The sequence below is a fragment of the Bacillus sp. JZ39 genome, assembly GCF_053903145.1.
In genome coordinates this window covers 3,309,545-3,336,324 of sequence record NZ_CP096389.1, presented here as the reverse complement: position 1 = coordinate 3,336,324, position 26,780 = coordinate 3,309,545, and the positions used below count along the sequence as shown (strand labels likewise).

Annotated in this window: 26 protein-coding genes and 1 pseudogene; 18 read left to right on the top strand and 9 right to left on the bottom strand. The window is 45.8% G+C overall.

Features of this window, described 5'->3' with window-relative positions; translation table 11 throughout:
• Positions 1-29: 29 nt before the first annotated feature.
• From M1D65_RS17135 to sacB, 6 genes and pseudogenes are all read right to left on the bottom strand, one after another.
• Complete coding sequence (locus tag M1D65_RS17135; RefSeq protein ID WP_101501486.1) at positions 30-350, bottom strand: DMT family transporter; 321 nt, start codon at positions 348-350, stop codon at positions 30-32.
• Positions 350-684 (bottom strand): annotated as a pseudogene (locus tag M1D65_RS17130) (SMR family transporter). The gene M1D65_RS17135 and the pseudogene M1D65_RS17130 overlap by 1 nt, the downstream one beginning before the upstream one ends.
• Before the next feature lie 81 nt (positions 685-765).
• Positions 766-1,350 carry a TetR family transcriptional regulator gene (locus tag M1D65_RS17125; RefSeq protein WP_370956996.1) on the bottom strand — a complete coding sequence of 195 codons (585 nt, stop codon included), beginning with the start codon at positions 1,348-1,350 and terminating at the stop codon, positions 766-768.
• 94 nt (positions 1,351-1,444) lie between these two features.
• On the bottom strand, positions 1,445-3,007 hold the full coding sequence (aspP, locus tag M1D65_RS17120) for an aspartate/proton symporter AspP (protein ID WP_003228228.1): 1,563 nt from the start codon (positions 3,005-3,007) through the stop codon (positions 1,445-1,447).
• Positions 3,008-3,113: 106 nt separating this feature from the next.
• Complete coding sequence (levB, locus tag M1D65_RS17115) at positions 3,114-4,664, bottom strand: 2,6-beta-fructan 6-levanbiohydrolase (RefSeq protein ID WP_249852317.1); 1,551 nt, start codon at positions 4,662-4,664, stop codon at positions 3,114-3,116.
• A gap of 73 nt (positions 4,665-4,737) precedes the next feature.
• On the bottom strand, positions 4,738-6,159 hold the full coding sequence (sacB, locus tag M1D65_RS17110) for a levansucrase (RefSeq protein WP_014480964.1): 1,422 nt from the start codon (positions 6,157-6,159) through the stop codon (positions 4,738-4,740).
• A 678-nt stretch (positions 6,160-6,837) separates the two neighbouring features.
• Here sacB and M1D65_RS17105 point away from each other — a divergent pair.
• The 5 genes from M1D65_RS17105 (at position 6,838) to padC (ending at position 10,685) form a co-directional block, all read left to right on the top strand.
• On the top strand, positions 6,838-7,389 hold the full coding sequence (locus M1D65_RS17105; protein ID WP_029946010.1) for a C1q-like domain-containing protein: 552 nt from the start codon (positions 6,838-6,840) through the stop codon (positions 7,387-7,389).
• A gap of 148 nt (positions 7,390-7,537) precedes the next feature.
• Positions 7,538-8,893: a serine hydrolase gene (locus tag M1D65_RS17100; protein ID WP_249849533.1), complete on the top strand. Its 1,356-nt coding sequence runs from the start codon at positions 7,538-7,540 to the stop codon at positions 8,891-8,893.
• A gap of 15 nt (positions 8,894-8,908) precedes the next feature.
• Positions 8,909-9,592 carry a broad specificity amino-acid racemase RacX gene (gene racX / locus M1D65_RS17095; RefSeq protein ID WP_249852316.1) on the top strand — a complete coding sequence of 228 codons (684 nt, stop codon included), beginning with the start codon at positions 8,909-8,911 and terminating at the stop codon, positions 9,590-9,592.
• Between the two features lie 129 nt (positions 9,593-9,721).
• The gene (locus tag M1D65_RS17090; protein WP_163135851.1) at positions 9,722-10,177 is read left to right on the top strand and encodes a DUF3237 domain-containing protein; all 456 of its coding nucleotides are present in this window, start codon (positions 9,722-9,724) and stop codon (positions 10,175-10,177) included.
• Positions 10,178-10,199: 22 nt separating this feature from the next.
• Positions 10,200-10,685 (top strand): phenolic acid decarboxylase, encoded by a 486-nt coding sequence (gene padC, locus M1D65_RS17085; RefSeq protein WP_003243190.1) that lies wholly within the window; start codon positions 10,200-10,202, stop codon positions 10,683-10,685.
• A gap of 26 nt (positions 10,686-10,711) precedes the next feature.
• Here padC and M1D65_RS17080 read toward each other — a convergent pair whose 3' ends face one another.
• The 3 genes from M1D65_RS17080 to slrR form a co-directional block, all read right to left on the bottom strand.
• Positions 10,712-10,903 (bottom strand): hypothetical protein, encoded by a 192-nt coding sequence (locus tag M1D65_RS17080; protein WP_003228241.1) that lies wholly within the window; start codon positions 10,901-10,903, stop codon positions 10,712-10,714.
• Between the two features lie 2 nt (positions 10,904-10,905).
• Positions 10,906-12,375, bottom strand: a complete 1,470-nt coding sequence (gene pnbA / locus M1D65_RS17075; protein WP_032726903.1) for a para-nitrobenzyl esterase — start codon at positions 12,373-12,375, stop codon at positions 10,906-10,908.
• Between the two features lie 75 nt (positions 12,376-12,450).
• Entirely contained in the window at positions 12,451-12,909 is a 459-nt protein-coding gene (gene slrR / locus M1D65_RS17070; protein ID WP_456270648.1) for an HTH-type transcriptional regulator SlrR, read from the bottom strand.
• 245 nt (positions 12,910-13,154) lie between these two features.
• On the opposite strand from slrR, the gene M1D65_RS17065 reads away from it, so the two are divergent.
• The 13 genes from M1D65_RS17065 (at position 13,155) to M1D65_RS17005 (ending at position 26,777) form a co-directional block, all read left to right on the top strand.
• Complete coding sequence (locus M1D65_RS17065) at positions 13,155-13,859, top strand: YveK family protein (RefSeq protein WP_456270647.1); 705 nt, start codon at positions 13,155-13,157, stop codon at positions 13,857-13,859.
• A gap of 5 nt (positions 13,860-13,864) precedes the next feature.
• Positions 13,865-14,548, top strand: coding sequence for a protein tyrosine kinase EpsB (epsB, locus tag M1D65_RS17060; protein ID WP_003228249.1), 684 nt, complete (start codon positions 13,865-13,867; stop codon positions 14,546-14,548).
• 234 nt (positions 14,549-14,782) lie between these two features.
• Positions 14,783-16,603: a polysaccharide biosynthesis protein gene (locus M1D65_RS17055; RefSeq protein ID WP_172850049.1), complete on the top strand. Its 1,821-nt coding sequence runs from the start codon at positions 14,783-14,785 to the stop codon at positions 16,601-16,603.
• Between the two features lie 11 nt (positions 16,604-16,614).
• Positions 16,615-17,760, top strand: a complete 1,146-nt coding sequence (locus M1D65_RS17050) for a glycosyltransferase family 4 protein (RefSeq protein WP_172861508.1) — start codon at positions 16,615-16,617, stop codon at positions 17,758-17,760.
• Complete coding sequence (gene epsE, locus M1D65_RS17045; protein ID WP_003228255.1) at positions 17,757-18,593, top strand: glycosyltransferase EpsE; 837 nt, start codon at positions 17,757-17,759, stop codon at positions 18,591-18,593. The genes M1D65_RS17050 and epsE overlap by 4 nt, the downstream gene beginning before the upstream one ends.
• Positions 18,586-19,740, top strand: coding sequence for a glycosyltransferase family 1 protein (locus M1D65_RS17040; protein ID WP_032726901.1), 1,155 nt, complete (start codon positions 18,586-18,588; stop codon positions 19,738-19,740). Before epsE ends, M1D65_RS17040 begins: the two co-directional genes overlap by 8 nt.
• On the top strand, positions 19,737-20,840 hold the full coding sequence (gene epsG, locus M1D65_RS17035) for a biofilm exopolysaccharide biosynthesis protein EpsG (RefSeq protein ID WP_124072702.1): 1,104 nt from the start codon (positions 19,737-19,739) through the stop codon (positions 20,838-20,840). Before M1D65_RS17040 ends, epsG begins: the two co-directional genes overlap by 4 nt.
• Positions 20,841-20,864: 24 nt before the next feature.
• A complete protein-coding gene (locus tag M1D65_RS17030; protein WP_070547805.1) occupies positions 20,865-21,899 on the top strand; it encodes a glycosyltransferase family 2 protein in 1,035 nt (344 codons plus the stop codon).
• A 4-nt stretch (positions 21,900-21,903) separates the two neighbouring features.
• The gene (locus M1D65_RS17025; protein ID WP_085185720.1) at positions 21,904-22,980 is read left to right on the top strand and encodes a polysaccharide pyruvyl transferase family protein; all 1,077 of its coding nucleotides are present in this window, start codon (positions 21,904-21,906) and stop codon (positions 22,978-22,980) included.
• Positions 22,977-24,011: a glycosyltransferase gene (locus M1D65_RS17020; RefSeq protein WP_041850510.1), complete on the top strand. Its 1,035-nt coding sequence runs from the start codon at positions 22,977-22,979 to the stop codon at positions 24,009-24,011. Before M1D65_RS17025 ends, M1D65_RS17020 begins: the two co-directional genes overlap by 4 nt.
• Positions 24,008-25,525 carry an MATE family efflux transporter gene (locus tag M1D65_RS17015; RefSeq protein ID WP_041850511.1) on the top strand — a complete coding sequence of 506 codons (1,518 nt, stop codon included), beginning with the start codon at positions 24,008-24,010 and terminating at the stop codon, positions 25,523-25,525. Before M1D65_RS17020 ends, M1D65_RS17015 begins: the two co-directional genes overlap by 4 nt.
• Positions 25,522-26,130, top strand: coding sequence for a sugar transferase (locus M1D65_RS17010; RefSeq protein WP_015251185.1), 609 nt, complete (start codon positions 25,522-25,524; stop codon positions 26,128-26,130). Before M1D65_RS17015 ends, M1D65_RS17010 begins: the two co-directional genes overlap by 4 nt.
• Complete coding sequence (locus M1D65_RS17005) at positions 26,127-26,777, top strand: acetyltransferase (protein ID WP_456270646.1); 651 nt, start codon at positions 26,127-26,129, stop codon at positions 26,775-26,777. The genes M1D65_RS17010 and M1D65_RS17005 overlap by 4 nt, the downstream gene beginning before the upstream one ends.
• Positions 26,778-26,780 lie beyond the last annotated feature (3 nt).

The following is a 26,780-nucleotide window of genomic DNA, read 5'->3' as shown; positions in this document are numbered from 1 at the left end:
AGGCATATACAGCTGTATATGCCTTGATTTTATGAAGATGACGTAAGACGCAGGCCGATGACGCCAGCTAGGATAAGGCAAAGTGAAATCACCTGTGAAAGCTGAAACCGCTCCTTAAACCAAATGAACCCGACCGCCGAAACACCAATGCTTCCAATGCCAGTCCAGACGGCATATGCGACTCCGGCAGGCAGGACGATCATCGCTTGGGAAAGGCAGTAAAAGGATAAGCCGAATCCAACAGTCATCACAATGATCGGCCATTTTTTTCTTGTTCCGTCTATATATTTCATGGCAATGGCAGCTATAATTTCTTCTATGCCGGCAATCACTAATAAAAACCATGCCATTATTGTTCACCTCCCGGCTGAGATTTGCTTTCTTTCGTAAATAATTTCATTCCTAAAATGCCAGCCAGCAATAAAGCTAAGAAGAACATTTGGGCTGCTGAGAAGGATTCGCCCAGAACAATTCCAGTCAGATATGTTCCGACGGTTCCGATTCCCACAAACACAGTGTACGCGGCGGCCATCGGGATTTTTGATAAGAGCGGATCAACAGGATAAAGCTGACCGCGATTAAGATAAAAATGATGATCCAATCCAAAAGCGAATCGGCATGTTTGAGGGAAGAGGCCCAAACAACTTCTAAAAGCCCTGCAATAAAAACAAGAACCCAATTCAAATGAAACACCTCTCTATTTTATGAATGAACGTCAGTCATTTTTAGGGCATTAAAAAATGAGCGGTGTTACCCAGTCATTTTTTAAGCTGTGCCTAAACTCCGTTTTAAGAAAGAAAAAATTTCCTTTTTATACACTTCAACATTCTCATCTTGTTCAAATCCGATATAGAATCGTTCCGCAGTGTTCTCGACCAAGTTGATAATTGTTCTGGCCGTCCATTTTGAATTGATTCCTTCCGTTACCTCATGGTTTGCAATGGCCTTGTTGATGATTTTTTCAAGCCAGGAATAATAAGGCTGATAGATCGTCTCCCATTTTTCCATGGAGTGGTCGATCGCAAGCCCGGAATAACAGAGGACAATAATATCCTTATGGCGTTCTGTAATGAGAAATGTCTCATCAATTAATATATCTAAAACGGTCCAAAAATCCTCGTCCCCATGCAGCCTGCCTTTGATTTGATCAAGTGTATGGGTGAGGAGATTTTCTGCAATGGCCGGTATGAGGGCATTTTTAGATGAAAAATACAAATAGAATGTTCCTTGGGCAGTGCCGGCCTTTTTGACAATATCAGAAATAGAAGCTTTGTCGAGGCCTTTTTCAGAAATGACTTCTATGGCAGCCTGCAGAATTTTTTCATATTTGCCCGATGTTTGTTTTGGCATGAGGAACACCTCCGATAATGACTGACTCTCATTCATTTTATCGCGTGTATGTATGTTTGTAAAGAATAAAGAAGCAAGAAAACCTCTTGCTTCTTTATTTATCGTAATCAATGGCGGCTTTTGGGAGCCCGGTATACTTTGCCCAGTAATAAATCGCAAGTGAGCCGATCGCGACTAAAATGAGGTCGACGGGATTGCTGATAATCCCTAAACCATGTCCGAAAGAACCGATATAGGAAAAGATCAGCATCATAATATAAAACCCGATAAGCCACCAGGCTGATTTCAGCTGCTGAGCGAGGCTGACATCTTCTTTAGGCGTATATTTGCTGAAACAGAGATAGATCAAAAACATCACGAGCTGTGAACCGAGCAGCCAGGAGACTGTTTTCCATCCTGACCAGTACACGATAAACGCTGTAAATATAAAGGAAAGCGGCCCGATAATGCTCATTCCCTTTAAATAAAACGGCCTGTTTAAGTCCTTCGCGTTGACCCTCAGCGCAGCTGAAGAAATGGGTGCAATCGCATATGAAAGAATGAGCGCGACTGAACAGACATTGACGAGCGCGTTCCACGAAGGAAAGGGAAGTGTCCAGAAAATGGACAGGGCAAACGAAAGCCAAAGCGAAGCGCGGGGTGTCCCCGTATCTTTATTGACCTTTGAGAATATGCCAAATAATGTGCCGTTACGCGCCCAGGCGTAAACAAGGCGGGATGTCGTATTCATAAAGATATTCCCGTTTCCTCCGGGAGACAGAATGGCGTCTAAAATGACAAGCGTTGCAAGCCAGCCTAATCCGAGCATGACCGCAATATCCTTAAACGGCAATGAGAACTCCCGGCCAATTGCCGGCCAGCCATGTTTCAGTGTTTCTGTCGGGATTGCACCAATAAAGGTGACCTGCAAAACAGTATAAATGATGGTTGAAACGATGATGCAAATGATTAAAGCGATCGGGATATTGCGTTTTGGATTTTGGACTTCACCTGCTACAGATACAATCGGATGCAGGCCGAGATACGCAAACATGACGCCGCCTGTCGAGATGGCAGCCTGAATTCCTGTAAATCCAAACGGTGCAAATCCTTGAACGGATAAATTCTCCGGCTGAAAATGAAAGATCAGCACAATAATGATGGTAATCGGCACAATATATTTAAAAATCGATATGATGAAATTCGCCTTAGCGAAGGTTTTGACGCTCCAATAATTCAGCAGGAAAAACAAGCATAATAGGGCAAACTGCAAGATCCAGCCGGAAATGGTCGGCGAATCAGACCCTTTAATGGTCAGGCCGGGAAACCAATAGGCCACATACTGGCGCACAGCTGTCACTTCAATTGAAATCAAGCTTGTATAAGCGACAATCGTGACAAACGAAATTAAGTAGCCGACAAGGTGGCCATGTGAATAAACGGGGTATCGAATGATGCCTCCGGTACGGGGCAGAGCGGCTCCGAGCTCTGCATATACGAGCCCGATTAACAAAATAATGGCTCCTCCGAGGATCCAGGAAAAAGCGCCGGAGGGCCCTGCTTTTGAAGCGACATTACTGACAGCGAACAGCCACGCTGATCCAAAGATGGCTCCCATCCCAATCAAAATCAGATCAAACAGCGACATTGATTTTTGAAAATTTCCTTGTTTAGACATTCGCTTCCTCCTTTGAAACCAGCCTTATATTTCTTACAATGCCCAATATGTAACAGAGAATACCGCTCCTAATAAAAAAACAGGGAAGCCTGCGCTGCCCCTGTTTTTATTCATGAACCGAATCAAAGTGTTTCACTGTTATATTTTTGAAGGAGGCTGTGCCGCCGTCAGAATAAAGGGTAATTCCTTTATCTTCAGGCTTTGGGAAGACTTCATTTGAAAAAACGGTTTTCCCGTCGCCAACAAATACTTCTATCGTTGTTTTATCGACAAGTATTTTCAAATGCACCTTACGTTTGCTTACATCATAAGGAGCTTTGCTTTCGACATAGGTATTGCTTTTGTCAGGCTGATTTGTGGCTGCTCTATTGACATAAGCATAGCCGCCTTCAGCGAAAATACCGACATCAATATGGCGTTTTTGGTCTTCTGATTCTCTGAGCCTGACGCCTGCATTCTTTAGCTCTGACCAAGAAAGATCCGTATCAAGCTGGTACGTATCACCTGTTATCGACAATGTTTTTGATCCGTTCACATCCTGATCCTCTATTTCGTCAGTTGAAACAGTCAGCTGCTCCAAAGCTTCAATCGGCTGTGAGACGAGGCTGTATGTTCCATCCTGCTCCTTCAGCCGGAGTTCGCGTATGACAGAATCTGTGCCGTTAAAGCCGTTCTTCATTGTCGGGGTGTTGTTGGCATAATCCCAATTGTTCATCCAGGCAAGCGCATACCGCTTTTCTAATGGATCTGTGCTTTTGCTGTCTTCGAACGTCACACCGCCATACCAGTCGAAGCCATAGTCAAGCCATTGGGCTTCAGTCTGATCCGCTTTGAATTCTTTTCCGTCGAAGCTTCCGGTCCAGTAGGCGTACGTATTTGGTTTGCCCCACGGTTTGCCATTCGCGCTGGCACCGAGAACCCACTTATTCGCTCCGTCGCTTGCCCGCATCATGTAGAGGTCGGGACATTCCACCATTCCCGCCTGTTCTGGGAAGAATCCGCTTGTGTAATGCCAGTCCTTAAGATTATCGGATTCATAAAAGCCGATTTTTGATCCTTCAGCCATGACCATGACCCATTTGTTATCCTGGTCATCCCATATGACTTTCGGATCTCTGAAATCGTCTGTGCCCGGATTAGGCATAACGGGGTTGCCACTGTAGAATTTGAATGATTTTCCCTTATCTGTGCTGTACCACAAATATTGTTCCTGTTTTTTGTCTTTGGCTGAGGGCTGTGTCACAATCGCGACAAGCGCATTTTTCCCGAAGCCGGCTGTGTTCTCTTTATCAACCACGACGGAACCGGTCCAAATGTCACCGTCCGGGTTTGTATATTTCGGAATCGCCACGCCTTCATCGGTCCAGTGCACCAAATCCTCTGAGACGGCATGGCGCCATTCTGTGCCGTTGCCTTTTGGGTAATCCCGGTTATATAGATAGAAATAATGATACTTGCCATCAAAATAGATCGGTTTTTGAGGGTCATTTTTCCATTTATCCGGCGTCGTAAAATGATATGCCGCCCGGTAATCCGGCTTCTGTTTTGATTTTGTTTTTTGGTCATGTTCTTCTTTTGGAAATAAGTCGATAAACAGCAATATTCCTAAAAAGGTTAGGAATACGGTTAGCCATTTGCCTGCTTTTATATAGTTCATATGGGATTCACCTTTATGTTGATAAGAAATAAAAGAAAATGCCAATAGGATATCGGCATTTTCTTTTGCGTTTTTATTTGTTAACTGTTAATTGTCCTTGTTCAAGGATGCTGTCTTTGACAACAGATGTTTTCTTGCCTTTGATGTTCAGCAGGAAGCTTGGCGCAAACGTTGATTGTTTGTCTGCGTAGAATCCTCTGTTTGTCATATAGCTTGTAATCACGACATTGTTTCCTTTCGCTTGAGGTACAGCGAAGTGTGAGTAAGTAAAGGTTACATCGTTAGGATCAAGATCCATTTTTAACACAAGGCCAGTTTTGTTCAGCGGCTTGTATGGGCCAGTTAAAGAATTAGAAACATAGCCAAGCATGTAAATATCGTTAGACGTGATGCCGTCAATCGTCATTTTTGACCCGCGGGAGTCAGTGAACAGGTACCATTTGCCGTTCATTTTAAAGACGTTCGCACGTTCAATTTCATCTGTTACTGTGTTAGATGCAATCAGCGGTTTCATCACTTTTTTCAGTGTGTAATCATCGTTTAGCTCAATCATACCGAGAGCGCCGTTTGCTAACTCAGCCGTGCGTTTTTTATCGCTTTGCAGAAGTTTTTGACTTTCTTGACGGAAGAATGATGTGCTTTTGCCATAGTATGCTTTGTTAAATAAAGATTCTTCGCCTTGGTAGCCATCTTCAGTTCCAGTGTTTGCTTCAAATACTAAGTATTTGTGGCCTTTATCTTCTACGTAGTGAGGATCTCTCAGCGTATGGTTGTCGCCTGAGCTGTAGTTGCCTTCATCGATGAACTGCTGTACATTTTGATACGTTTTGCCGTCACCGTCAAAGATTGATTTATAATCCTCTACACCGTTGATGTTCAGTGAGCTGTCTGATGCTGATACGTTTACCTGTGCAGTTGTCAGTGTTTGTTTGCCGTAATGTTTACCGGAGAAATCAGTGTAGAATAAACGGATTTTTCCGTCAGATGTAAATGTGGCTGAACCTGACCATTCTTGCGTTTGGTCTTTTAGGATAGAATCATTTGCATCGAATTTGTCGCTGTCTTTAAAGACGCGGCCAGCGTTTTTCCAGCTGTCAATAGAAGTCTCGCCGACTTTTTGATAGAACATGTAAATCGATGTGTCATCCGCATTTTTAGGATCTCCGGCTAATGCAAAGACGATGTGGTAGCCGTGATAGTTTGCGACTGTGCCGTCAGCGTTTTGTAATGGCCAGCTGTCCCAAACGTCCAGGCCTTTTGCAGAAGAGATGTTTTTGATTGTGGACGGATCGAATTCAGGCACTTGATATTTTTCATTTTTTTGCTGTTCAGGGATTTGCAGCATATCATGGCGTGTAATATGGGAAATGCCGTATGTTTCCTTATATGGCTTTTGGTTCGTTTCTTTCGCAAACGCTTGAGTTGCGCCTCCTGCCAGCAGTGCGGTAGTAAAGGTTAATACTGTTGCTTGTTTTGCAAACTTTTTGATGTTCATCGTTCATGTCTCCTTTTTTATGTACTGTGTTAGCGGTCTGCTTCTTCCAGCCCTCCTGTTTGAAGATGGCAAGTTAGTTACGCACAATAAAAAAAGACCTAAAATATGTAAGGGGCGACGCCAAAGTATACACTTTGCCCTTTACACATTTTAGGTCTTGCCTGCTTTATCAGTAACAAACCCGCGCGATTTACTTTTCGACCTCATTCTATTAGACTCTCGTTTGGATTGCAACTGGTCTATTTTCCTCTTTTGTTTGATAGAAAATCATAAAAGGATTTGCGGGATACGGGCCTAAAGAACTAAAAAATCTATTTGTTTCTTTTCGTTCTCCGATTTTTTATAATTCTGTCACATGGGCATAAAGTTGCCTTTTTAATCACAATTCAGAAAATATCATAATATCTCATTTCACTAAATAATAGTGAACGGCAGGTATATGTGATGGGTTAAAAAGGATCTCTAACTGAGGTCTTTCATATAAGATCGTCTGATGCCTTGATGAAGCATGCCTCTTGGATCAAAAGCAGTAATCTGTTTTGGGAACATGCTGCTGTGATTTCTATTTTTGAATACAGTCGGGCAGATACCGTTTCAATGTCTGTAACGATTAATATAATAATGTATTAACTAGCAAACAAATGATAGAAGCGTAAGGCTTATAAGGAGGAAAAAGTTATGCAGCCCCGGCCAACTAAATGGATTAAGAGGAACGATCGACCGGAACCTCTTTTATCACCAAGTGTCACAAATGGAAATACCCCATCAGCTCAACAAAACCAGTCCTTCGCACCAATGACGAACCAGCCTATTTCTGCTTTCAGAGCCACCAGCAATATGAATCTGTCAGTTGCTGCAAATGCAGCCAGCGGAGTTCTTTTTCAAAATGTCCAATTTGATTTGGCGAATGAATATAACCCCGGCACATCTACATTTTCCCCGAGAACAGCAGGCGTGTATTCTCTTAATGCATCAGTTGAATTTCAAGCGAATGCGAATGTTGGCTTCAACTTAGAAGTCGTATTTCTCGTGAATCAAGATGTGGTAGGCGGCGGAAATAACCAATTTCAAGCAGGGAATCTCCCCGCTGTCGTAGCCATTACGGAAATTCTTCAGTTAAACGCCGGAGATACGGTGACAGTTGCAATGAGGAGTACTGCCGCAGGAGTCATTCAAGCGACTACGAGAACCCATTTTGCAGCCGCTAGAGTTCCTTCTCCGACTTCATAAAAGAGGATTTTTTGATTCATGCAGATCTAATACCACTATATTAAAGTTGATTTTTCCTATTTGAGGATTAATCAGCTTTTTTTATTGTTTTCAAAATATTTGAAACGTTAGTAGGTTAGTAACGTACAGAGATATGGGAGGTGGAGGAATGAAGCAGAATAAAAGAAAGAATCTTCAGACGTTATTTGAGACATTAGGCGAAAAACATCAGTTTAACGGGACGGTTCTGGCTGCGGAGGGTGGCGATATTTTATATCATCACTCTTTTGGTTATGCGGAAATGACGGAAAAACGCCCGTTGCAAACCAACTCTTTGTTTGAGTTAGCGTCTTTGTCAAAGCCTTTTACAGCATTGGGAATCATCTTGCTGGAGGAGAAGGGGATTCTTGGCTATGAAGATAAAGTGGATCGCTGGCTGCCCGGTTTTCCGTACCAGGGTGTAACGATTCGGCATTTATTGAACCATACGTCAGGGCTTCCTGATTATATGGGTTGGTTTTTTGCTAATTGGGATCCGCACAAGATTGCGGTGAATCAGGATATTGTCGATATGCTGATGAATGAGGGGCTGCCCGGTTATTTTGAGCCGAATGAAGGCTGGCTGTACAGCAATACGGGGTATGTGCTGCTGGCGGTTATCATTGAAAAAGCATCTGGCATGAGCTATGCGGATTTTATGAAAACAAGTATTTTTTTACCGGCAGGCATGAATGAAACAAGAGTGTATAACAGGAGGCTTTCGCCTGAGCGAATTGATCATTATGCATATGGATATGTGTATGATGTACACTCCGAAACATACGTCCTCCCTGATGAGCTGGAGGAAACGAACTATGTTGTGTATCTCGATGGCATACAGGGAGATGGGACAGTGAACTCTGTCACAAGCGATTTGTTTCGATTTGATCAGGCTTTATATCAGGACGATTTCATCAGCAAGGCTTCTAAGGAATCCGCGTTTTCTCCAGTGCGCCTCAACAATGGAGAAACAATTGATTATGGCTTTGGCTGGGTACTGCAAAACAGTCCTGAAAAAGGGCGGATTGTCAGCCACAGCGGAGGATGGCCCGGCTATTCGACGTTGATGATCCGATATATCGATCATCGTAAAACACTGATCTATTTGAGTAATAAGGAAGAGGATACTGAATATGAACAAGCGATTCTGAAGGCGGCGGAACATATTCTATTTGGCCAGCCATATGAGGTCCCGGAACGTCCTGCTGATAAAAAGAAAAAAGCAATTGATACGGCGATATACAGCCGCTATGTTGGCAGATACCTGTTGCAGGATGGGACGGCTGCACAGGTGACTGCCGAGAATGAACGGCTTTATTTGGAGATCGCCGGACAGCTGAGACTGGAGTTATTTCCTTCCTCGGAAACCCGTTTCTTTCTGCGAGCATTGTCTGTTGAAGTCGAGTTTACGTTAGGTGTGGATGCTGCGAAAAGCTTTATCCTCTATGAGGATGGCTCAGAGGAAGAAGCGGTCCGTACGAAGTAGAAAGGAATGGATTTGATGATCGGAATATTAGCCGGAATGGGGCCGAAATCGACCTCGCCGTTTATTGATAAGGTGATTGATTACTGTCAGAAGCTGTATGGGGCTTCAAACGATATTGACTTCCCGCACATGATGATCTATTCATGCCCGACGCCTTTCTATGCAGGTCGTCCAATTGACCATGACGAGATGAAAAAAGCGATTATCGACGGAGCGGTAAAGCTCGAGAAAACAGGAGTGGATTTCATTGCGCTGCCTTGTAATACGGCGCATGTCTACTATGAAGAGATTCAGCAGGCATTGTCGGTTCCTATGTTGCATATTGTTGAGGAAACGATAAAAGAGATTCCGCATCCCGCAAAAAAAGCGGTGGTTTTAGGAACAGAGCCAACCATCCAATCCGCCATCTACCAAAAAGTTCTGAAGGGAAATGGACAAGAAGTTATTCACAAGGACCATTGGCAGCAGGCTGTGAACCAGCTTATCGCCGCAATCAAACAGCCAAATCATATGCAGCATACACAAGCATTGTGGCAGACGCTATATGAAGAAATCAGTCAGCATGCAGACATCATCATTTCAGCCTGCACGGATTTAAATGCGGTGTTAGATCATATTCAAAGTGAGATTCCGATTATAGATTCCTCTGCCTGTCTTGCCCAAAGCACTGTCAGCACATATCTTGCTTATCAAAGCTAGCTTCAGACAAGGACTGTCTTCAAACAGTCCTTGTTTTTTTATGTTCCTATTGTTTGACAGTTAACTGCAATGGTGTTAAAGTAAACATGTAAATAGTTACATGATTTTTTTGAAGGTGAGGTGGTTCTCGTGAAGAAGCCGGTTTTAAAACCATTCGCCTCTTTAGAAATCAAGGTTGATCCGCCTATCACGATTGGTGAGACAAGCCTGGGACTGAGACGATTCATTCCGATTCGTTCGGGAACAATAACCGGGGAAGTAAAGGGACGTATTTTGCCGGGCGGTGCCGATTCACAAATGATTCGCGCTGACGGCAGAACGGATTTATCTGCCAGGTATGTGATTGAAACAGCAGATCATGAACTGATTTACATTGAAAACAATGGAATACGGCAAGTCAGCGAGCCGTTTCGAAAACAAGCGGCAGCCGGGGAAATTATTGATCCGGAGCATGTTTATTTTCGTACGGTACCGACGTTTGAAACAGGCAGTGAAGTCTATCAATGGCTCCATGACCGCTTGTTTATCGGTTCCGCAGAAAGAACCCCTGATTACGTTCTACTAGACATTTATGAAGTACAGTAAAAGACTAAGGAGAGTGTGTAAGATGGAAAACTTTATCGGAAGCCACATGATTTATACGTATGAAAACGGATGGGAATACGAGATTTATATTAAAAACGACCATACAATTGATTATAGAATTCATAGCGGAATGGTTGCCGGACGCTGGGTTCGGGATCAGGAAGTGAATATTGTCAAACTGACAGAAGGCGTATATAAAGTGTCTTGGACAGAGCCGACTGGCACGGATGTTTCATTAAACTTTATGCCAAATGAAAAACGCATGCATGGCATTATTTTCTTCCCGAAATGGGTGCATGAACATCCTGAAATTACGGTTTGCTACCAAAATGACCACATTGATTTGATGAAAGAATCCCGCGAAAAATATGAAACGTATCCAAAATACGTTGTACCTGAATTTGCGGAAATTACATTTCTGAAAAATGAAGGAGTCGACAACGAAGAAGTGATTTCGAAGGCTCCTTATGAGGGAATGACAGACGATATTCGCGCGGGAAGATTATAATAAACATAAAAACCCGGAAAAGAGAATTACTTCTCTTTTCCGGGTTTTCTTTTTGCTGAGTATGCGGGAACCATCACAATTCCCGCGAAAAACAGTATGATGCCAGTCCAGCGCATAGGCTGGTAATAGACTGTGTCCCGTAAACATACCACGGCCGACAAAATAATGATACAAGCTGCCACAACAATGGCAGCACCAATGTATCCTGTTTTCCCCATATTTATTCTCCTTTTGAAGGGAATAGCTTCTGCCTTTTTTCAGATTCGGGATCGTTTTCGATCGTAATCTCTGAGTCTAAAATCAGCGTCTCTCTCGTTTCTTCATGATACGCAGGCCAATTCACAGCTTCGGTGCTTGGGTTTCCTGTTTTAGCGAACGTGATCCACGCTGATTGTATCGTGTGAGAAAGCTGTTTCACCTCATCCGTAATCTCCGCTTTTGCCATTCGTTCCAATCCGTCCAGATTTCCAAAGACAAAAGGAAGCTCTAATGCGTGAAACGCTTTATTGTACGGCGGCTTCTTCGGGTGCCAATCGAACCTGTACATCCAGACAGGGGCGTAATGAGACTGTGCGGATGCATAGGCGACGGCAGGGCGCCAAAATAATAAATCAGTCATCATATGAATTTGGCTTTCCAGAGAACGCGGATACAAATCGGCAACTTTCTCTGCCAGCGGCTTCCCTAGTAAATACTCGAGCGCTGCATCAAGCGTTTCCTGAGAATGAACGTCTGAATCCGGGGTGAAAAATAAATATCCTTCATCACGGGTTGTTCCAATTAATAGCGGAATACCGGAAGCAGCCCCTTCTGCGATCGCTTTTTCTGGTTCTTCAGGCAGCGTTTTCGGATCAAGGGCGGGCTGGAAGAACAGCTGAAAGATATTTTCTTTTTCTGCAATCCGAAGCTGATCAGCCGCTTTTAGCAAATCTTCCGCAGAAACCGTATGCAATTTATCCAGTTGGCCCTCGTTAATCCCAAGGACCTGTAAAAAGGCTGCCGAGGTGCTCGCCGCTTGTTCTTTCGTCATCGTTCGAGAAGCGCCGCTTTCCATGATTGCTTTCTGGAACAGGCCTTTTGCCGCAGGCATAGCGAGAAGCGCGGCAATGCTCATCCCGCCGGCGGATTCTCCAAATACTGTTACGTTATCGGGATCACCGCCAAACGCTGAAATATTCTCCCGCACCCATTTCAGCGCGGCGGCTTGGTCTAAAAGCCCAAGGTTATCGGAATACGCCTCATTAAATGAAGACAAGTGCAAAAAGCCAAACGGCCCCAGCCGATAGTTCAATGTAACGACAATGACTTCTCCCTGTGCCGCAAGTTTTGATCCGTCATACAATGGCTCACTGCCCGCTCCTAGATAAAAAGCGCCTCCGTGAATCCACACCATGACAGGAAGATTTTGACTTGGAGTGTCAGGCGCAAATACATTGACATACAAGCAATCCTCGGACTGGCGGGGCAGCTCTGTATACGACAGTGACAGCAAATCAGACGGCTGCGGGCAAATAGGGCCGTACGCTGTGGCATCAAGCACATCTTCCCACACTTCAGGCGGCTCAGGTGCTTTAAAACGCCATTGTCCGACAGGCGGCTTGGCATAGGGGATGCCTTTCCACTTATGTACACCGTTTTCCGTTGTGCCTTTTACTTTGCCGTATTGAGTCGTTACTATTTGATGAGTCATTGTGTTCTCTCCCTTTTTCCCCCATTATAAACAGATTTCCCCTATAGATGCGAACGTTAGCCCTTTAACCGATCATCATCTTCCCATTGTTTTTAAAAAGGATTTGACTTCATGGACAGTCATGCCGATTTCTCTTGCCTCCGCCATCAGCGCTTTCCATTCTTCTATATTGGATTCCGTCAGTTTACGGTTGCGGTAAGAGGCAGTTTCAGGCTGTTCTTTCTTGAGTCTGTTCGTAAAAGTGAACAATTCTTCTTTTTCCATCCCGGCTTGTACGGCTTGCACTAAATGTACGCGCCATTCTTCTTCACCGCCGCTGATTTTTTCATACATCATTGTTTCTGCGTCAAATAATTCTGTTAATTCAACTTCCAGTGTGGCAGAAACCTTTTTTAAAAATTGAACGGAAGGATTCGTGTGAACGCCTCTTTCAATCTTGCTTAAATAGGATTTGGATACGCCTGACTCAACAGCCAGCTGATTAATAGAATAGCCTTTTCTTTTACGGTACAAACGGATAATTCTTCCAATCATAATATGAAATTCTCCTCTATTCCTGTCGTTATTTCGTTCATTATAAGGAATTTTTCGTTCTTTATAAAATTTAAAATAATAAGGGAAGTGCAGTAAATTAGAGGAAAATCATGATTTTGTTCTCTAAAGAGAACTTATTGGCTTATTTTGCAATTTTTAAATAATAACGTTTTCTTTTATAATCCAATCATTAACAGAAAGGGGCGCGGGAAGCCAGCCGCGGGAAGGCTGAAGGCTATGAATACATGAATGAGAATATGAGTTTCAAAGAATTATATGCGATTGTCAGACACAGATTCGTGCTGATTCTGCTCATCACAATCGGCGTCACCCTTATGATGGGTTTTGTGCAATTTAAGGTCATTTCACCGACCTACCAGGCGTCGACACAGGTGCTGGTTCATGAATCAGACGGTGAAGAAAACTCGAATCTCAGTGACATCCAGCGAAATCTTCAGTATAGCAGCACGTTCCAATCGATTATGAAAAGCACTGCCTTGATGGAAGAAGTTAAGGCGGAATTGCACCTATCTGAATCGGCTTCCTCGCTGAAAGGAAAAGTAATCACCAGCAGTGAAAATGAATCAGAAATTATCAACGTTGCCGTTCAGGATCACGATCCGGCGAAAGCGGCTGAGATTGCGAACACGTTAGTGAACAAGTTTGAAAAAGAAGTAGATGAAAGAATGAATGTACAAGGCGTACATATATTATCAGAGGCGAAGGCTTCTGAAAGCCCGATGATCAAGCCGGCCAGGCTGCGAAATATGGTCATGGCTTTTGGCGCTACTGTCATGGGCGGCATTACACTGGCATTTTTTCTGCATTTTCTCGATGATACGTGCAAAAGCGCACGGCAGCTCAGCGAGAGAACCGGATTGCCATGCTTAGGCTCCGTTCCTGATGTCCACAAAGGGCGGAATCGCGGGATAAAACATTTCGGGGAGTGAAGCGAGTGATCTTTAGAAAAAAGAAAGCAAGGCGAGGTTTGGCTCAAATATCTGTTTTACACAATAAATCAGTTGTTGCGGAACAATATCGCACCATTCGGACAAACATTGAGTTCTCATCTGTCCAGACCAACTTGCGATCTATCCTCGTCACCTCCTCTGTGCCTGGTGAAGGTAAATCGTTCAGTGCAGCGAATCTTGCGGCTGTCTTTGCGCAGCAGCAGGAAAAGAAAGTACTGCTGGTGGATGCCGATTTAAGAAAGCCGACCATCAATCAGACGTTTCAGGTTGATAATGTAACCGGGCTGACAAATGTGCTGGTCGGTAATGCTTCACTCAGTGAGACGGTGCAAAAGACGCCGATCGATAACTTATATGTATTGACAAGCGGGCCGACCCCGCCAAACCCGGCAGAACTGCTGTCTTCAAAAGCAATGGGAGATTTAATATCTGAGATCTATGAACAATTCAGCCTCGTCATCTTTGATTCCCCTCCTCTTTTGGCTGTTGCAGATGCTCAGATTCTAGCAAATCAAACAGACGGCAGCGTGCTCGTCGTTTTAAGCGGAAAAACAAAAACCGATACCGTTCTGAAAGCAAAGGATGCACTGGAACAATCCAATGCGAAGCTGTTAGGCGCTCTTTTAAACAAAAAGAAAATGAAAAAATCGGAACACTATTCCTACTAGTTTTTGTAAAGGTGATGTCTCCTGACCTGTATCAATGGAGGCACTCGGCTCTGCTGTGGGCAGCTGAAGTTGCTGCCTTAGATGCTGGTCGTCGCTGGCGGGGCGTGAGGATGGGTTAAATGCCCACTTATCTGATATATACATAGGACGTATTGTCGGTTTAGCTGCTGCTGATTTTTTGGAGAGACGAAAACCGCCGCAGCTAAACCGATAAAAGAATTAGGGGGGAAAAGGTTGAGTTACCGGAGAAGACTGTCAATGATTATTGCGCTGGATACTTACCTCGTTTTAAATTCAGTTATTGCAGGATATCAATTTTTAAAAGATTCCTATCAATTTTATGACTCCGGAGCATTACTGCTTACCGCTGTCAGCTTGCTCCTCAGCTATCATGTGTGTGCTTTCCTGTTCAATCAGTATAAACAGGTGTGGACATACACCGGACTCGGCGAGCTGATTGTCCTGCTTAAGGGCATTACGCTTTCAGCCGCTGTGACTGGTATCATTCAGTATGCTGTGTATCACACGATGTTCTTCCGTCTGTTAACCGCTTGCTGGGTGCTTCAGCTTTTGTCTATTGGAGGGACCCGTATTTTATCCAGAGTATTAAACGAAAGCATCAGGAAAAAACGCTGCGCCTCGTCCCGCGCGCTGATTATCGGGGCGGGCTCAGGTGGGACTCTGATGGTCAGGCAGCTGCTTTCGAAAGATGAACCTGATATCATACCCGTCGCTTTTATTGATGACGACCAAACGAAGCATAAATTAGAAATTATGGGGCTGCCCGTAATCGGCGGAAAAGAAAGTATCATGCCTGCGGTGCAAAAGCTCAAAATTAATTTTATTATTATTGCCATTCCTTCACTCCGCACCCATGAGCTTCAGGTGTTATATAAAGAATGTGTGCGAACCGGAGTAAGCATTAAAATTATGCCTCATTTTGATGAAATGCTGCTTGGCACACGAACTGCCGGACAAATTAGAGATGTAAAAGCTGAGGACTTGCTCGGCAGAAAGCCGGTAACCCTCGACACTAGCGAAATTTCGAATCGCATCAAAGGAAAAACAGTTCTCGTCACGGGAGCGGGCGGATCAATCGGCTCAGAAATCTGCCGGCAGATCAGTGCGTTTCAGCCTAAGGAAATTATTCTGCTCGGCCATGGGGAAAACAGCATTCATTCAATTTATACAGAGCTGAACGGACGATTCGGCAAACACATTGTGTTCCATACGGAAATCGCTGATGTGCAGGACCGCGATAAAATGTTTACATTGATGAAAAAATACGAGCCGCATGTTGTCTATCATGCAGCTGCCCATAAGCATGTGCCTTTAATGGAACATAATCCTGAAGAGGCGGTCAAAAACAATATTATCGGAACAAAAAATGTCGCGGAAGCAGCCGATATGTCGGGAACAGAGACATTCGTGCTGATTTCATCGGACAAAGCGGTGAACCCAGCCAACGTAATGGGGGCGACAAAACGATTCGCAGAGATGATTATTATGAATCTTGGGAAAGTCAGCAGAACCAAATTTGTCGCTGTTCGCTTCGGCAATGTACTCGGGAGCCGAGGCAGCGTCATTCCGATTTTCAAAAAACAGATTGAAAAAGGCGGCCCGGTGACAGTAACACATCCGGCAATGACCCGCTATTTCATGACGATTCCCGAGGCATCAAGGCTTGTGATTCAGGCTGGGGCACTGGCGAAAGGGCGTCAGATTTTTGTTCTCGATATGGGAGAGCCCGTAAAGATTGTAGATCTTGCCAAAAACCTCATTCATTTGTCCGGCTACACGACAGAGCAGGTTCCAATCGAATTCACAGGCATTCGTCCGGGCGAAAAAATGTATGAAGAATTACTGAACAAAAATGAAGTCCATGCTGAACAAATCTTTCCGAAAATTCACATCGGTAAAGCGGTGGACGGTGATTGGCCGGTGCTGATGCGCTTTATCGAGGATTTTCATGAGCTGTCGGAAGCCGACCTGAGAGCGAGGCTGTTTGCGGCAATCAATACATCAGACAAAATGACGGCTGCCAGTGTTCATTAGGGGGAGTGAAAATGACGAAAAAGATCTTGTTTTGCGCGACTGTTGATTATCATTTTAAGGCCTTTCACCTCCCTTATTTTAAATGGTTTAAACAAAGGGGCTGGGAGGTTCATGTCGCCGCGAACGGACAAACCAAGCTGCCGTATGTAGATGAGAAATTCTCCATCCCGATTCGCAGGTCACCTTTTGACCCTCAGAACCTGGCCGTTTATAGGCAGTTGAAGAAAGTGATCGACACTTATGAATACGACATTGTCCATTGCCATACACCGGTCGGCGGCGTTCTCGCCAGACTGGCGGCGAGGCAGGCACGGCGGCACGGAACAAAGGTGCTGTATACAGCGCACGGATTTCACTTCTGCAAAGGAGCACCAATGAAAAATTGGCTTCTTTACTATCCGGTCGAGAAATGGCTTTCAGCATATACGGACTGCCTGATTACGATTAATGAAGAGGATTATAAACGGGCGAAAGGACTTCAAAGGCCGGGCGGAAGGACGGAGAAAATTCACGGCATTGGCGTCAACACCGAGCGTTTCCGGCCTGTCAGTCCGATAGAGCAGCAAAGACTCAGAGAAAAGCACGGGTTCCGTGAAGATGATTTTATATTGGTTTATCCGGCTGAGCTCAATCTGAACAAAAACCAGAAGCAGTTAATTGAAGCCGCAGCCTTGCTAAAAGAAAAAATTCCCTCGCTTCGCCTTGTGTTTGCCGGGGAAGGGGCAATGGAACAAACGTATCAAACGTTAGCTGAAAAGCTTGGTGCCTCCGCCAATGTCTGTTTTTACGGCTTTTGCAGCGACATACATGAGCTGATTCAGCTTGCGGATGTATCTGTCGCATCCAGCATTAGAGAGGGCCTCGGCATGAATGTGCTTGAGGGAATGGCGGCAGAAAAACCGGCGATCGCCACAGATAATCGCGGGCATCGGGAAATCATTCGCGACGGAGAAAACGGTTTTCTGATCAAAATCGGTGACAGTGCTGCTTTTGCCCGCCGGATTGAACAGCTTTACCATAAGCCGGAGATCTGCCGAAAGCTGGGACAGGAAGGCCGAAAAACAGCCTTGCGCTTCTCGGAGGCGCGAACGGTGGAAGAAATGGCAGATGTTTATTCCGCGTACATGGATATGGATACAAAGGAGAAAAGCGTATGAACTCAGGACCGAAAGTTTCTGTCATTATGGGCATTTATAATTGCGAACGCACTTTGGCAGAAAGCATAGAATCCATTCTCAGCCAATCCTATAAAAATTGGGAGCTGATTTTGTGCGATGATGCGTCAACAGACGGCACGCTCCGTATCGCGAAGCAGTATGCCGCTCATTACAGCGACCGCATCAAACTGATTCAAAACAAAACAAATAAGCGGCTTGCCGCATCATTAAATCATTGTCTTTCGCATGCGACAGGCGATTATATCGCACGTCAGGACGGAGATGACCTTTCGTTTCCGCGCCGTCTGGAAAAGCAGGTCGCGTTTTTAGAAAAGCACCGACACTATCAGGTGGTTGGCACCGGCATGCTTGTGTTTGATGAATTTGGCGTAAGAGGCACCCGCATTCTGCCTTCTGTTCCGGAGCCGGGCATCATGGCAAAAGGGACTCCATTTTGCCACGGCACGATTATGATGAGAGCGAGTGCCTACCGCACGCTGAAAGGCTACCGGTCGGTGCGGCGGACGAGACGAATGGAAGATATTGATTTGTGGCTTCGCTTTTTTGAAGAGGGCTTCAGGGGCTATAATCTTCAGGAAGCCTTGTATAAAGTGAGGGAAGACAGCGATGCATTCAAACGGCGGTCATTTACGTATTCAATCGACAATGCCATTCTTGTCTATCAGGCGTGCAGACGCTTGAAGCTTCCTTTATCTGATTACATATATATCGCAAAACCGTTAATTCGCGCCTTTATGCCTGCAGCTGTGATGAATCGCTACCATAAAAAAAGAGTGATGAACCAAAAGGAAGGGCTTGTCAAGCATGAATAGCAGCCAAAAGCGCGTGCTCCATGTTCTCAGCGGCATGAACAGGGGCGGCGCGGAAACCATGGTAATGAATTTATATCGGAAGATGGACAAAAGCAAAGTGCAATTTGATTTTTTAACGTATCGAAATGATCCGTGCGCTTATGATGAAGAGATTTTATCTTTAGGCGGGCGGCTTTTTTATGTCCCGAGCATTGGGCAAAGCAATCCCCTTACATTTGTGAGGAATGTGAGAAACGCGATAAAAGAAAATGGGCCGTTCAGCGCCGTTCATGCGCACACGGATTTCCAAACGGGTTTTATCGCCCTTGCGGCAAGGCTCGCCGGAGTGCCGGTCAGGGTATGCCACTCCCACAATACGTCTTGGAAGACCGGCTTCAACTGGAAGGATCGATTGCAGCTGCTCGTGTTCAGGCGGCTCATTTTGGCAAATGCGACAGCGCTGTGTGCCTGCGGAGAGGATGCGGGCAGGTTTTTATTTGGACAGTCCAATATGGAGCGGGAGCGTGTTCACCTTCTTCCTAACGGGATTGACCTTGAGTTGTTCGCCCCAAATGGGCAGGCGGCTGATGAAGAAAAAGCAGCACGCGGCATTGCAGCCGACCGGCTCATCATTGGCCATGTGGCCCGGTTTCATGAAGTGAAAAACCACGCGTTCCTGTTGAAGCTTGCCGCACATCTCAAGGAAAGAGGCATTCGCTTTCAGCTCGTTCTGGCGGGAGACGGGCCGTTGCGCGGGGAGATAGAGGAGGAGGCGCGGCAGCAGAATTTGCTATCAGACGTCCTCTTTTTAGGCACGGAAGAACGGATCCATGAACTGATGCGAACATTCGATGTATTTGTCATGCCGTCTCTGTACGAAGGCTTGCCGGTTGTGCTTGTGGAAGCGCAGGCGTCGGGGCTTCCATGCATCATTTCAGACAGCATTACAGAAAAAGTCGACGCCGGTCTCGGGCTTGTCACAAGATTAAGTCTTTCTGAGCCGATCAGCGTCTGGGCTGAAACCATTGCAAGGGCGGCCGCCGCAGGCAGGCCGAAGCGTGAGTTCATCAAAGAAACACTCGCTCAACTTGGCTACGATGCACAGCAAAATGTAGGAGCGCTGCTGAATGTATACAACATCAGCACGGAAAAGGACCATAACCGATGATTGTATATGCCGTCAATATGGGGATTGTATTTATTTGGTCTTGGTTCGCTAAAATGTGCGGCGGCCGTGATGATTCGCTTGCCACGGGGTATCGGCCGAATAAGCTTTTGATCTGGATTCCGCTCGCTTCACTTGTGCTCGTGTCAGGTCTCCGCTATCGAGTCGGCACGGATTTTCAGACGTATACGCTGCTGTACGAATTGGCGGGCGATTATCAAAATGTGTGGCAGATATTCGGTTTCGGCACAGCGAAAACAGCGACAGATCCGGGGTTTACCGCACTCCTTTGGCTGATGAATTTCATCACGGAAGATCCTCAAATCATGTATTTTACGGTGGCGGTCGTGACCTACAGCTTTATTATGAAGACACTCGCCGACTATGGCAGGCCGTTTGAGCTGAGTGTCTTTTTATTTTTGGGAACCTTTCATTATTACGCATCTTTTAACGGCATCAGGCAATACATGGTGGCAGCTGTTTTGTTTTGGGCGATCCGTTATATCATTAGCGGGAACTGGAAGCGATATTTCCTGATTGTGCTGTTCAGCTCGCTCTTTCATTCGTCGGCGCTGATTATGATTCCAGTGTACTTTATTGTCAGAAGAAAAGCCTGGTCTCCGGCGATATTCGGCCTATCCGCTTTATTTCTCGGAATGACATTTTTATATCAAAAATTTATTTCTGTGTTTGTCGTTGTGCTTGAAAACAGCTCATACAGCCATTATGAAAAATGGCTCATGACGAACACAAATGGAATGAATGTGATCAAAATCGCTGTGTTGGTTCTGCCGCTGTTCCTTGCATTTTGCTATAAAGAACGACTGCGGAGTCTGTGGCCGCAAATTGATATTGTCGTCAATTTGTGCCTGCTAGGTTTTTTGTTCGGCCTTTTGGCCACAAAGGACGTGATTTTTGCCAGATTCAATATTTATTTCGGTCTGTATCAAATGATCCTAGTCCCTTATTTTGTCAGGATATTTGATGAAAAATCGAACGCCCTTATCTATATCGCTATCGTTGTTTGTTATTTTCTTTACAGTTATTTGCTTATGCCGGTCGATTCATCGGTTCTGCCTTACAGAACGATTTTTTCCCGGTAATTTATGCACGAGGAGCCGGTCATTATGGAAACACCTGCGGTTAGTCTGTTAGTCGCTGTTTATAACACAGAAACATATATCAGAACGTGTCTCGAATCACTGCGGAACCAGACAGTGGACAATATTGAAATCATCATTGTCAATGACGGTTCAGCTGACGCCAGTCCGGATATCGCAGAAGAATACGCCAAAATGGACAACAGGTTCAAGGTGATTCATCAGGAAAACCAGGGACTCGGTGCGGTTCGGAATAAAGGCATTGAAGCTGCACGCGGCGAATTTATCGCGTTTATCGATTCAGATGATTGGATTGAGCCTGATTATTGCGAGCAGATGCTCCGGGCAGCAGGCGATGAAACTGATCTGGTCATTTGCAATTACGCCGCAGAGTTTGAGGACACTGGCAAAACCATGGACTCAGACATTGCCCAAACCTATCAGGATCAGCCGAAGGAGCACTATATCAAGGCGTTATTCGAAGGGAAGGTCAGAGGGTTTTCATGGAACAAACTGTACAGAAGAAGCATGATTGATGCCCATAGGCTGTCGTTTCCGCTCCGAGGCGAGCTGGAGCATGTCGAGGATCAGTTTTTCAGCTTCAGGGCTCACTTTTTCGCCCGCTCAGTATCCTACGTAAAAACGCCGCTCTATCATTATCGAATTCACCTTTCCTCCATTGTGCAGCGCTATCAGAAAAAATTGTTTGAATCAGGACTTGCGCTGTATGAGGCGAATGCGGCGTTTTTACAGGAGAACAACAAACTGGAGGAGTATCGCAAGGAGCTTGATACCTTTATCGTTCTTCACAGCAGCATCTGTATGCTGAATGAATGGAAAACGAGCGGCAGCCGCCGGCTGTTTGAAAAGCTTAGAAATGTTGGCGTGATATGCGCGGACCCGGTGTTTCAAGAAAGTCTTTCAAAAACGGGTACCGCTCCTTTTGACGCAAAACGGTCATGCCTGCTTCTGATGGCGAAATACAGAATGATTCCGTTCGTCGCTATGGCATCGGCTGTGTATCAGCGGGTGATCGAGTACAAAATGAGAAACAGAGGGTGAGGACATGTCGTTACAATCGTTGAAAATCAATTTTGCAGAATGGCTGCTGCTAAAGGTCAAATACCCGTCCCAATATTGGCTGGGAGCGGCAGATCAACCGGTAAAGGCCGCAGCACATCAGAAAAAAATCATACTGACCCTGCTGCCGTCCCATGACAATTTGGGAGATCACGCAATTGCTTATGCCAGCAAGGCATTTCTTGAGCAAGAATACCCGGACTTTGACATCGTCGAGGTCGATATGAAGGACATTTACAAATCAGCAAAAAACCTGATCCGCTCGCGCCATCCGGAGGATATGGTCTTTATCATCGGCGGCGGAAATATGGGGGATTTATACCGTTATGAGGAGTGGACGCGCCGCTTCATCATTAAAACATTCCATGACTATCGGGTTATCCAGCTTCCGGCAACGGCTCATTTTTCTGACACGAAAAAGGGGCGCAAAGAGCTGAAACGGGCACAGAAAATTTATAATGCGCACCCCGGCCTATTGCTCATGGCACGGGATGAAACAACGTATCAATTTATGAAACAGCATTTTCAAGAAAAAACAATTTTGAAGCAGCCGGACATGGTGCTGTATTTAGATAGAAGCAAGACCCCCGCAGAACGCGAAGGGGTTTATATGTGTTTGCGCGAGGATCAGGAAAGCGTGCTTCAGGAGGACCAGAGGAACCGGGTCAAGGCTGCGCTATTTGAGGAATTCGGCGAGATCAAATCCTTTACGACAACGATCGGCCGCCGGGTCAGCCGGGATACACGCGAACAAGAACTTGAAGCACTGTGGTCTAAGCTGCAAAGCGCAGAAGCCGTCGTCACTGACAGGCTTCATGGCATGATTTTTTGCGCGCTGACAGGAACGCCGTGTGTTGTCATTCGCTCCTTTGACCATAAGGTGATGGAGGGCTATCAATGGCTTAAAGACATCCCGTTCATGAAGCTGATAGAACATCCGGAGCCAGAGCGCGTAACAGCCGCAGTCAATGAGCTTTTAACAAAAGAAACACCCCGTGCAGGCTTTCCGAGAGATGTGTATTTTAAAGGTCTGCGTGACAAAATCAGCGGTGAAGCGCAATGACCCCGCTCGTCAGCATTATTGTCCCGATGTATAATGTTGAACCATTTATAGGGGAGTGCATTGATTCTTTGCTTTGCCAAACGCTTTCGGATATTGAAATCATCCTCGTGAATGACGGAACACCGGATCGTTCAGGCGAAATTGCAGAGGACTATGCAAAACGGGATGCGAGAATCCGGGTCATTCATCAGGCAAACGGCGGGCTTAGTTCAGCGCGAAATACGGGAATAAAGGCCGCGCGGGGCACTTACATCGGCTTTGTAGACGGAGACGATTATGTATCATCCGCCATGTTCCAGAGGCTGACTGAAGAAGCGGAGCAAAATCAGCTTGACATCGTCGGATGCGGTTTTTACAAGCAGTCATCGGACAGGCGGACATATGTGCCACCGCAGCTTGAGGCAAACCGCGTGCTGACGAAACCAGAAATGACTGAACAGCTTAAACATGCTCACGAAACGAGATTTATCTGGTATGTATGGCGTTATCTTTACCGTCGTGAGCTTTTTGAAAGGGCGAATCTGTTGTTTGATGAAGACATCCGTTTTGCTGAAGACTCTCCCTTCAATTTGTCCGCTTTTTGCGAAGCGGAGCGGGTGAAAATGCTTGATGAAGGATTGTACATTTATCGTGAAAACCCGAACAGCCTGACAGAAATTCCTTATAAGCCGGCGATGGATGAACATCTTCAAAAACAATATCAGGCTAAAATCGCATTCTACAATCACTATGGCTTAGCAGGCGCATGTAAAGAAGATTTGAATGTGTACATTTGCAGGCATCAGCTTCCGATGCTTTTGGCAAATGCCTGTGCTTCTCCGAATTCGCCGAAAGACATCAAAAAGAAGATCAGACAGATTTTATCCTATGACATGGTGCGGCAGGCTGTCAGACATACACCGTTTCAGCATGAGAAATTATTAAGAGGAGAGCGCTTGGTATTAGCACTGTGTAAATGGCGGCTCACTTTTCTCATCAAGCTGTTTTTCGAGCAGCGGGGGACAATGAAAGGCAGTGCGAAGCAGGCATGAAATTCACGATAAATTTCAGCGCTAATCTCACGGCTTTTCTCTTGTCCGTTTTCCTATCGGTTTGGATGACGCCTTTTATTGTCAAAACGCTTGGTGTGGAAGCGTTTGGCTTTGTTCACTTGACACAAAATGTGATTAATTACTTTTCGGTTATCACCGTGGCGCTCAGCTCGGTTGTTGTTCGGTTCTTTTCTGTTGCTGCCCACAGGGGAGAGCGGGAGAAAGCAAATGCGTATATCAGCAATTATTTAGCGGCCTCTGTTTTGATTTCATTGCTGCTCTTGCTGCCGCTTGCGGGTTCGGCTTTTTTTATTGACCGCGTCATGAATGTGCCGCAAGCGCTTTTGGCAGATGTGCGTTTGTCGATTTTAATCGGCAGTGTGCTGTTTATTTTAACGTTTCTGATGGCGGGTTTCGGTGCTGCACCATTTTATGCCAACCGCCTTTATATCACCAGTTCCATTCAGGCGGTGCAAATGCTTATTCGGGTGCTGTCTGTGCTGCTCCTGTTTGCATGCTTTGCGCCGAAAATCTGGCAGATCCAGCTTGCAGCTTTAGCTGGTGCTGTCATGGCGTCTGTGCTGTCTTTCTATTTCTTCAAAAAGCTGATTCCGTGGTTTTCGTTTCGTATGAAGGATCTTTCATTCCGCACTAGCAAGGAGCTATTTCAAGCTGGCGCATGGAGCTCCGTCAATCAAATCGGCGTCCTGCTTTTTTTGCAGATTGATCTGTTAACCGCCAATTTGATGCTTGGGGCGTCCGCATCTGGGAAATACGCGGCAATTATCCAGTTTCCGCTGCTTTTGCGCAGCTTGGCCGGAACGGTCGCATCCCTGTTTGCGCCTATCATGACTTCATATTATTCAAAAGGCGATATGGACGGATTGATGAATTACGCCAATAAGGCAGTGAGGCTCAATGGTCTTTTGCTTGCACTTCCTGCTGCCTTATTGGGCGGATTGGCGGGACCTTTTTTGACAATCTGGCTCGGACCGTCCTTTTCGTCGATAGCACCGCTTTTATTTATTCATGCCGGATACTTGGTTGTCAGCCTCGCCTTTATGCCGCTGTTTTATATATGGACCGCTTTTAATCAACAAAAAACACCGGCGATTGTTACCCTGCTGTTAGGTGCGGTGAATGTGGTGCTGGCGGTCACGCTGAGCGGGCCGGCTCATCTCGGTCTGTACGGCATAACATTGGCAGGGGCCATTTCTCTTATTTTAAAAAATGCCATCTTTACGCCGCTTTACGTATCCCGCATTACAGGCTACAAAAAGCACGTGTTCTTTAAAGGCATCATCGGGCCTCTTTCAGCCGCTGTGTTTGCCTGGACGGTCTGTAAGGCAATTCAGTTCATTGTGAAGATTGACAGCTGGCCGTCATTGATAGCGACGGGAGTGACAGTCAGCTTTTTCTACGCTGTTTTCGCTTTTATGCTCGTTTGTACAAAAGAGGAAAGACAGCTGGTATTAAAACGGTTTCGAAAAACGAAAGGAGCTGTGAATCTTTGATCCTGAAACGACTTTTTGATCTGACGGCCGCCATTTTTTTGTTGTGCTGTACAAGTGTGATCATTCTGTTCACCATCGCCGTTGTCAGGCTGAAAATAGGATCACCTGTCTTCTTTAAGCAAGTAAGGCCAGGCCTGCACGGCAAACCGTTCACCCTATATAAGTTCCGGACAATGACGGATGAACGGGACGGTGAGGGAAATCTGCTGCCCGATGAAGTCCGGCTGACGAAAACGGGCAGGCTGATCAGAAAGCTGAGCATTGATGAGCTTCCGCAGCTCCTGAATGTCCTGAAGGGCGATCTGAGCCTTGTCGGGCCGCGGCCGCTTTTGATGGACTATCTGCCTCTTTATACAGAAAAACAGGCACGGCGCCATGAGGTGAAGCCGGGTATCACAGGCTGGGCGCAAATCAATGGCAGAAACGCGATTTCCTGGGAAAAGAAATTTGAATTAGATGTTTGGTACGTTGACAACCGGTCATTTTTTCTCGATTTGAAAATTTTATGTTTGACGGTGCGAAAGGTCCTTGTTTCAGAAGGGATTCAGCAAACCAATCATGTGACCGCGGAACGGTTTACCGGAAGCGGAGATGTGTCCTCATGAAAAACGTGGCCATTGTGGGTGACGGCGGACACGGAAAGGTGATCAGAGAGCTGATAAACGCCCGCTCAGATACGCGCTTAGCCGCGGTGCTGGATGATAAATTCAAAACGTTCGAAGGCGGAAAAGAATGGTACACAGGACCGCCGGAAGCCGTTACTGAACTACGCAGGCTCATTCCTGATGTGCTGTTTCTGATTGCTGTTGGGAATAACAGTGTCAGAAAACAGCTGGCGGAGCGACTGGGACTGAGGAAAGATGATTTTATTACATTGATTCACCCGTCAGCCATCGTCAGCAGGTCGGCTGTCATTGGGGAAGGGACAGTAATTATGGCGGGCGCGATCATTCAGGCGGATGCGCGCATCGGCGCTCATTGCATCATCAATACGGGTGCAGTGGCAGAGCACGATAATCAAATCAGCGATTACGTTCATCTGTCCCCGCGTGTCACGCTGTCAGGAGCGGTTTCTGTTCAGGAAGGCGCTCACGTCGGAACTGGTGCATCCGTCATACCGCAGATCACAATCGGGGCTTGGAGCATTGTCGGTGCCGGCTCCGCGGTGATCCATCCCATACCGGACAGGGTAACGGCGGCCGGTGCTCCGGCACGCATCATTTCTTCCATTCAAACATCAAACAAAGGATGATTC

Coding starts and splice junctions, on each gene's coding strand:
- M1D65_RS17135 (WP_101501486.1), bottom strand. CDS start 350: ATGGCATGGTTTTTATTAGTGATTGCCGGCATAGAAGAAATTATAGCT.
- M1D65_RS17125 (WP_370956996.1), bottom strand. CDS start 1,350: ATGCCAAAACAAACATCGGGCAAATATGAAAAAATTCTGCAGGCTGCC.
- aspP (WP_003228228.1), bottom strand. CDS start 3,007: ATGTCTAAACAAGGAAATTTTCAAAAATCAATGTCGCTGTTTGATCTG.
- levB (WP_249852317.1), bottom strand. CDS start 4,664: ATGAACTATATAAAAGCAGGCAAATGGCTAACCGTATTCCTAACCTTT.
- sacB (WP_014480964.1), bottom strand. CDS start 6,159: ATGAACATCAAAAAGTTTGCAAAACAAGCAACAGTATTAACCTTTACT.
- M1D65_RS17105 (WP_029946010.1), top strand. CDS start 6,838: ATGCAGCCCCGGCCAACTAAATGGATTAAGAGGAACGATCGACCGGAA.
- M1D65_RS17100 (WP_249849533.1), top strand. CDS start 7,538: ATGAAGCAGAATAAAAGAAAGAATCTTCAGACGTTATTTGAGACATTA.
- racX (WP_249852316.1), top strand. CDS start 8,909: ATGATCGGAATATTAGCCGGAATGGGGCCGAAATCGACCTCGCCGTTT.
- padC (WP_003243190.1), top strand. CDS start 10,200: ATGGAAAACTTTATCGGAAGCCACATGATTTATACGTATGAAAACGGA.
- M1D65_RS17080 (WP_003228241.1), bottom strand. CDS start 10,903: ATGGGGAAAACAGGATACATTGGTGCTGCCATTGTTGTGGCAGCTTGT.
- pnbA (WP_032726903.1), bottom strand. CDS start 12,375: ATGACTCATCAAATAGTAACGACTCAATACGGCAAAGTAAAAGGCACA.
- slrR (WP_456270648.1), bottom strand. CDS start 12,909: ATGATTGGAAGAATTATCCGTTTGTACCGTAAAAGAAAAGGCTATTCT.
- M1D65_RS17065 (WP_456270647.1), top strand. CDS start 13,155: ATGAATGAGAATATGAGTTTCAAAGAATTATATGCGATTGTCAGACAC.
- M1D65_RS17050 (WP_172861508.1), top strand. CDS start 16,615: ATGACGAAAAAGATCTTGTTTTGCGCGACTGTTGATTATCATTTTAAG.
- epsE (WP_003228255.1), top strand. CDS start 17,757: ATGAACTCAGGACCGAAAGTTTCTGTCATTATGGGCATTTATAATTGC.
- M1D65_RS17040 (WP_032726901.1), top strand. CDS start 18,586: ATGAATAGCAGCCAAAAGCGCGTGCTCCATGTTCTCAGCGGCATGAAC.
- epsG (WP_124072702.1), top strand. CDS start 19,737: ATGATTGTATATGCCGTCAATATGGGGATTGTATTTATTTGGTCTTGG.
- M1D65_RS17030 (WP_070547805.1), top strand. CDS start 20,865: ATGGAAACACCTGCGGTTAGTCTGTTAGTCGCTGTTTATAACACAGAA.
- M1D65_RS17025 (WP_085185720.1), top strand. CDS start 21,904: ATGTCGTTACAATCGTTGAAAATCAATTTTGCAGAATGGCTGCTGCTA.
- M1D65_RS17020 (WP_041850510.1), top strand. CDS start 22,977: ATGACCCCGCTCGTCAGCATTATTGTCCCGATGTATAATGTTGAACCA.
- M1D65_RS17015 (WP_041850511.1), top strand. CDS start 24,008: ATGAAATTCACGATAAATTTCAGCGCTAATCTCACGGCTTTTCTCTTG.
- M1D65_RS17005 (WP_456270646.1), top strand. CDS start 26,127: ATGAAAAACGTGGCCATTGTGGGTGACGGCGGACACGGAAAGGTGATC.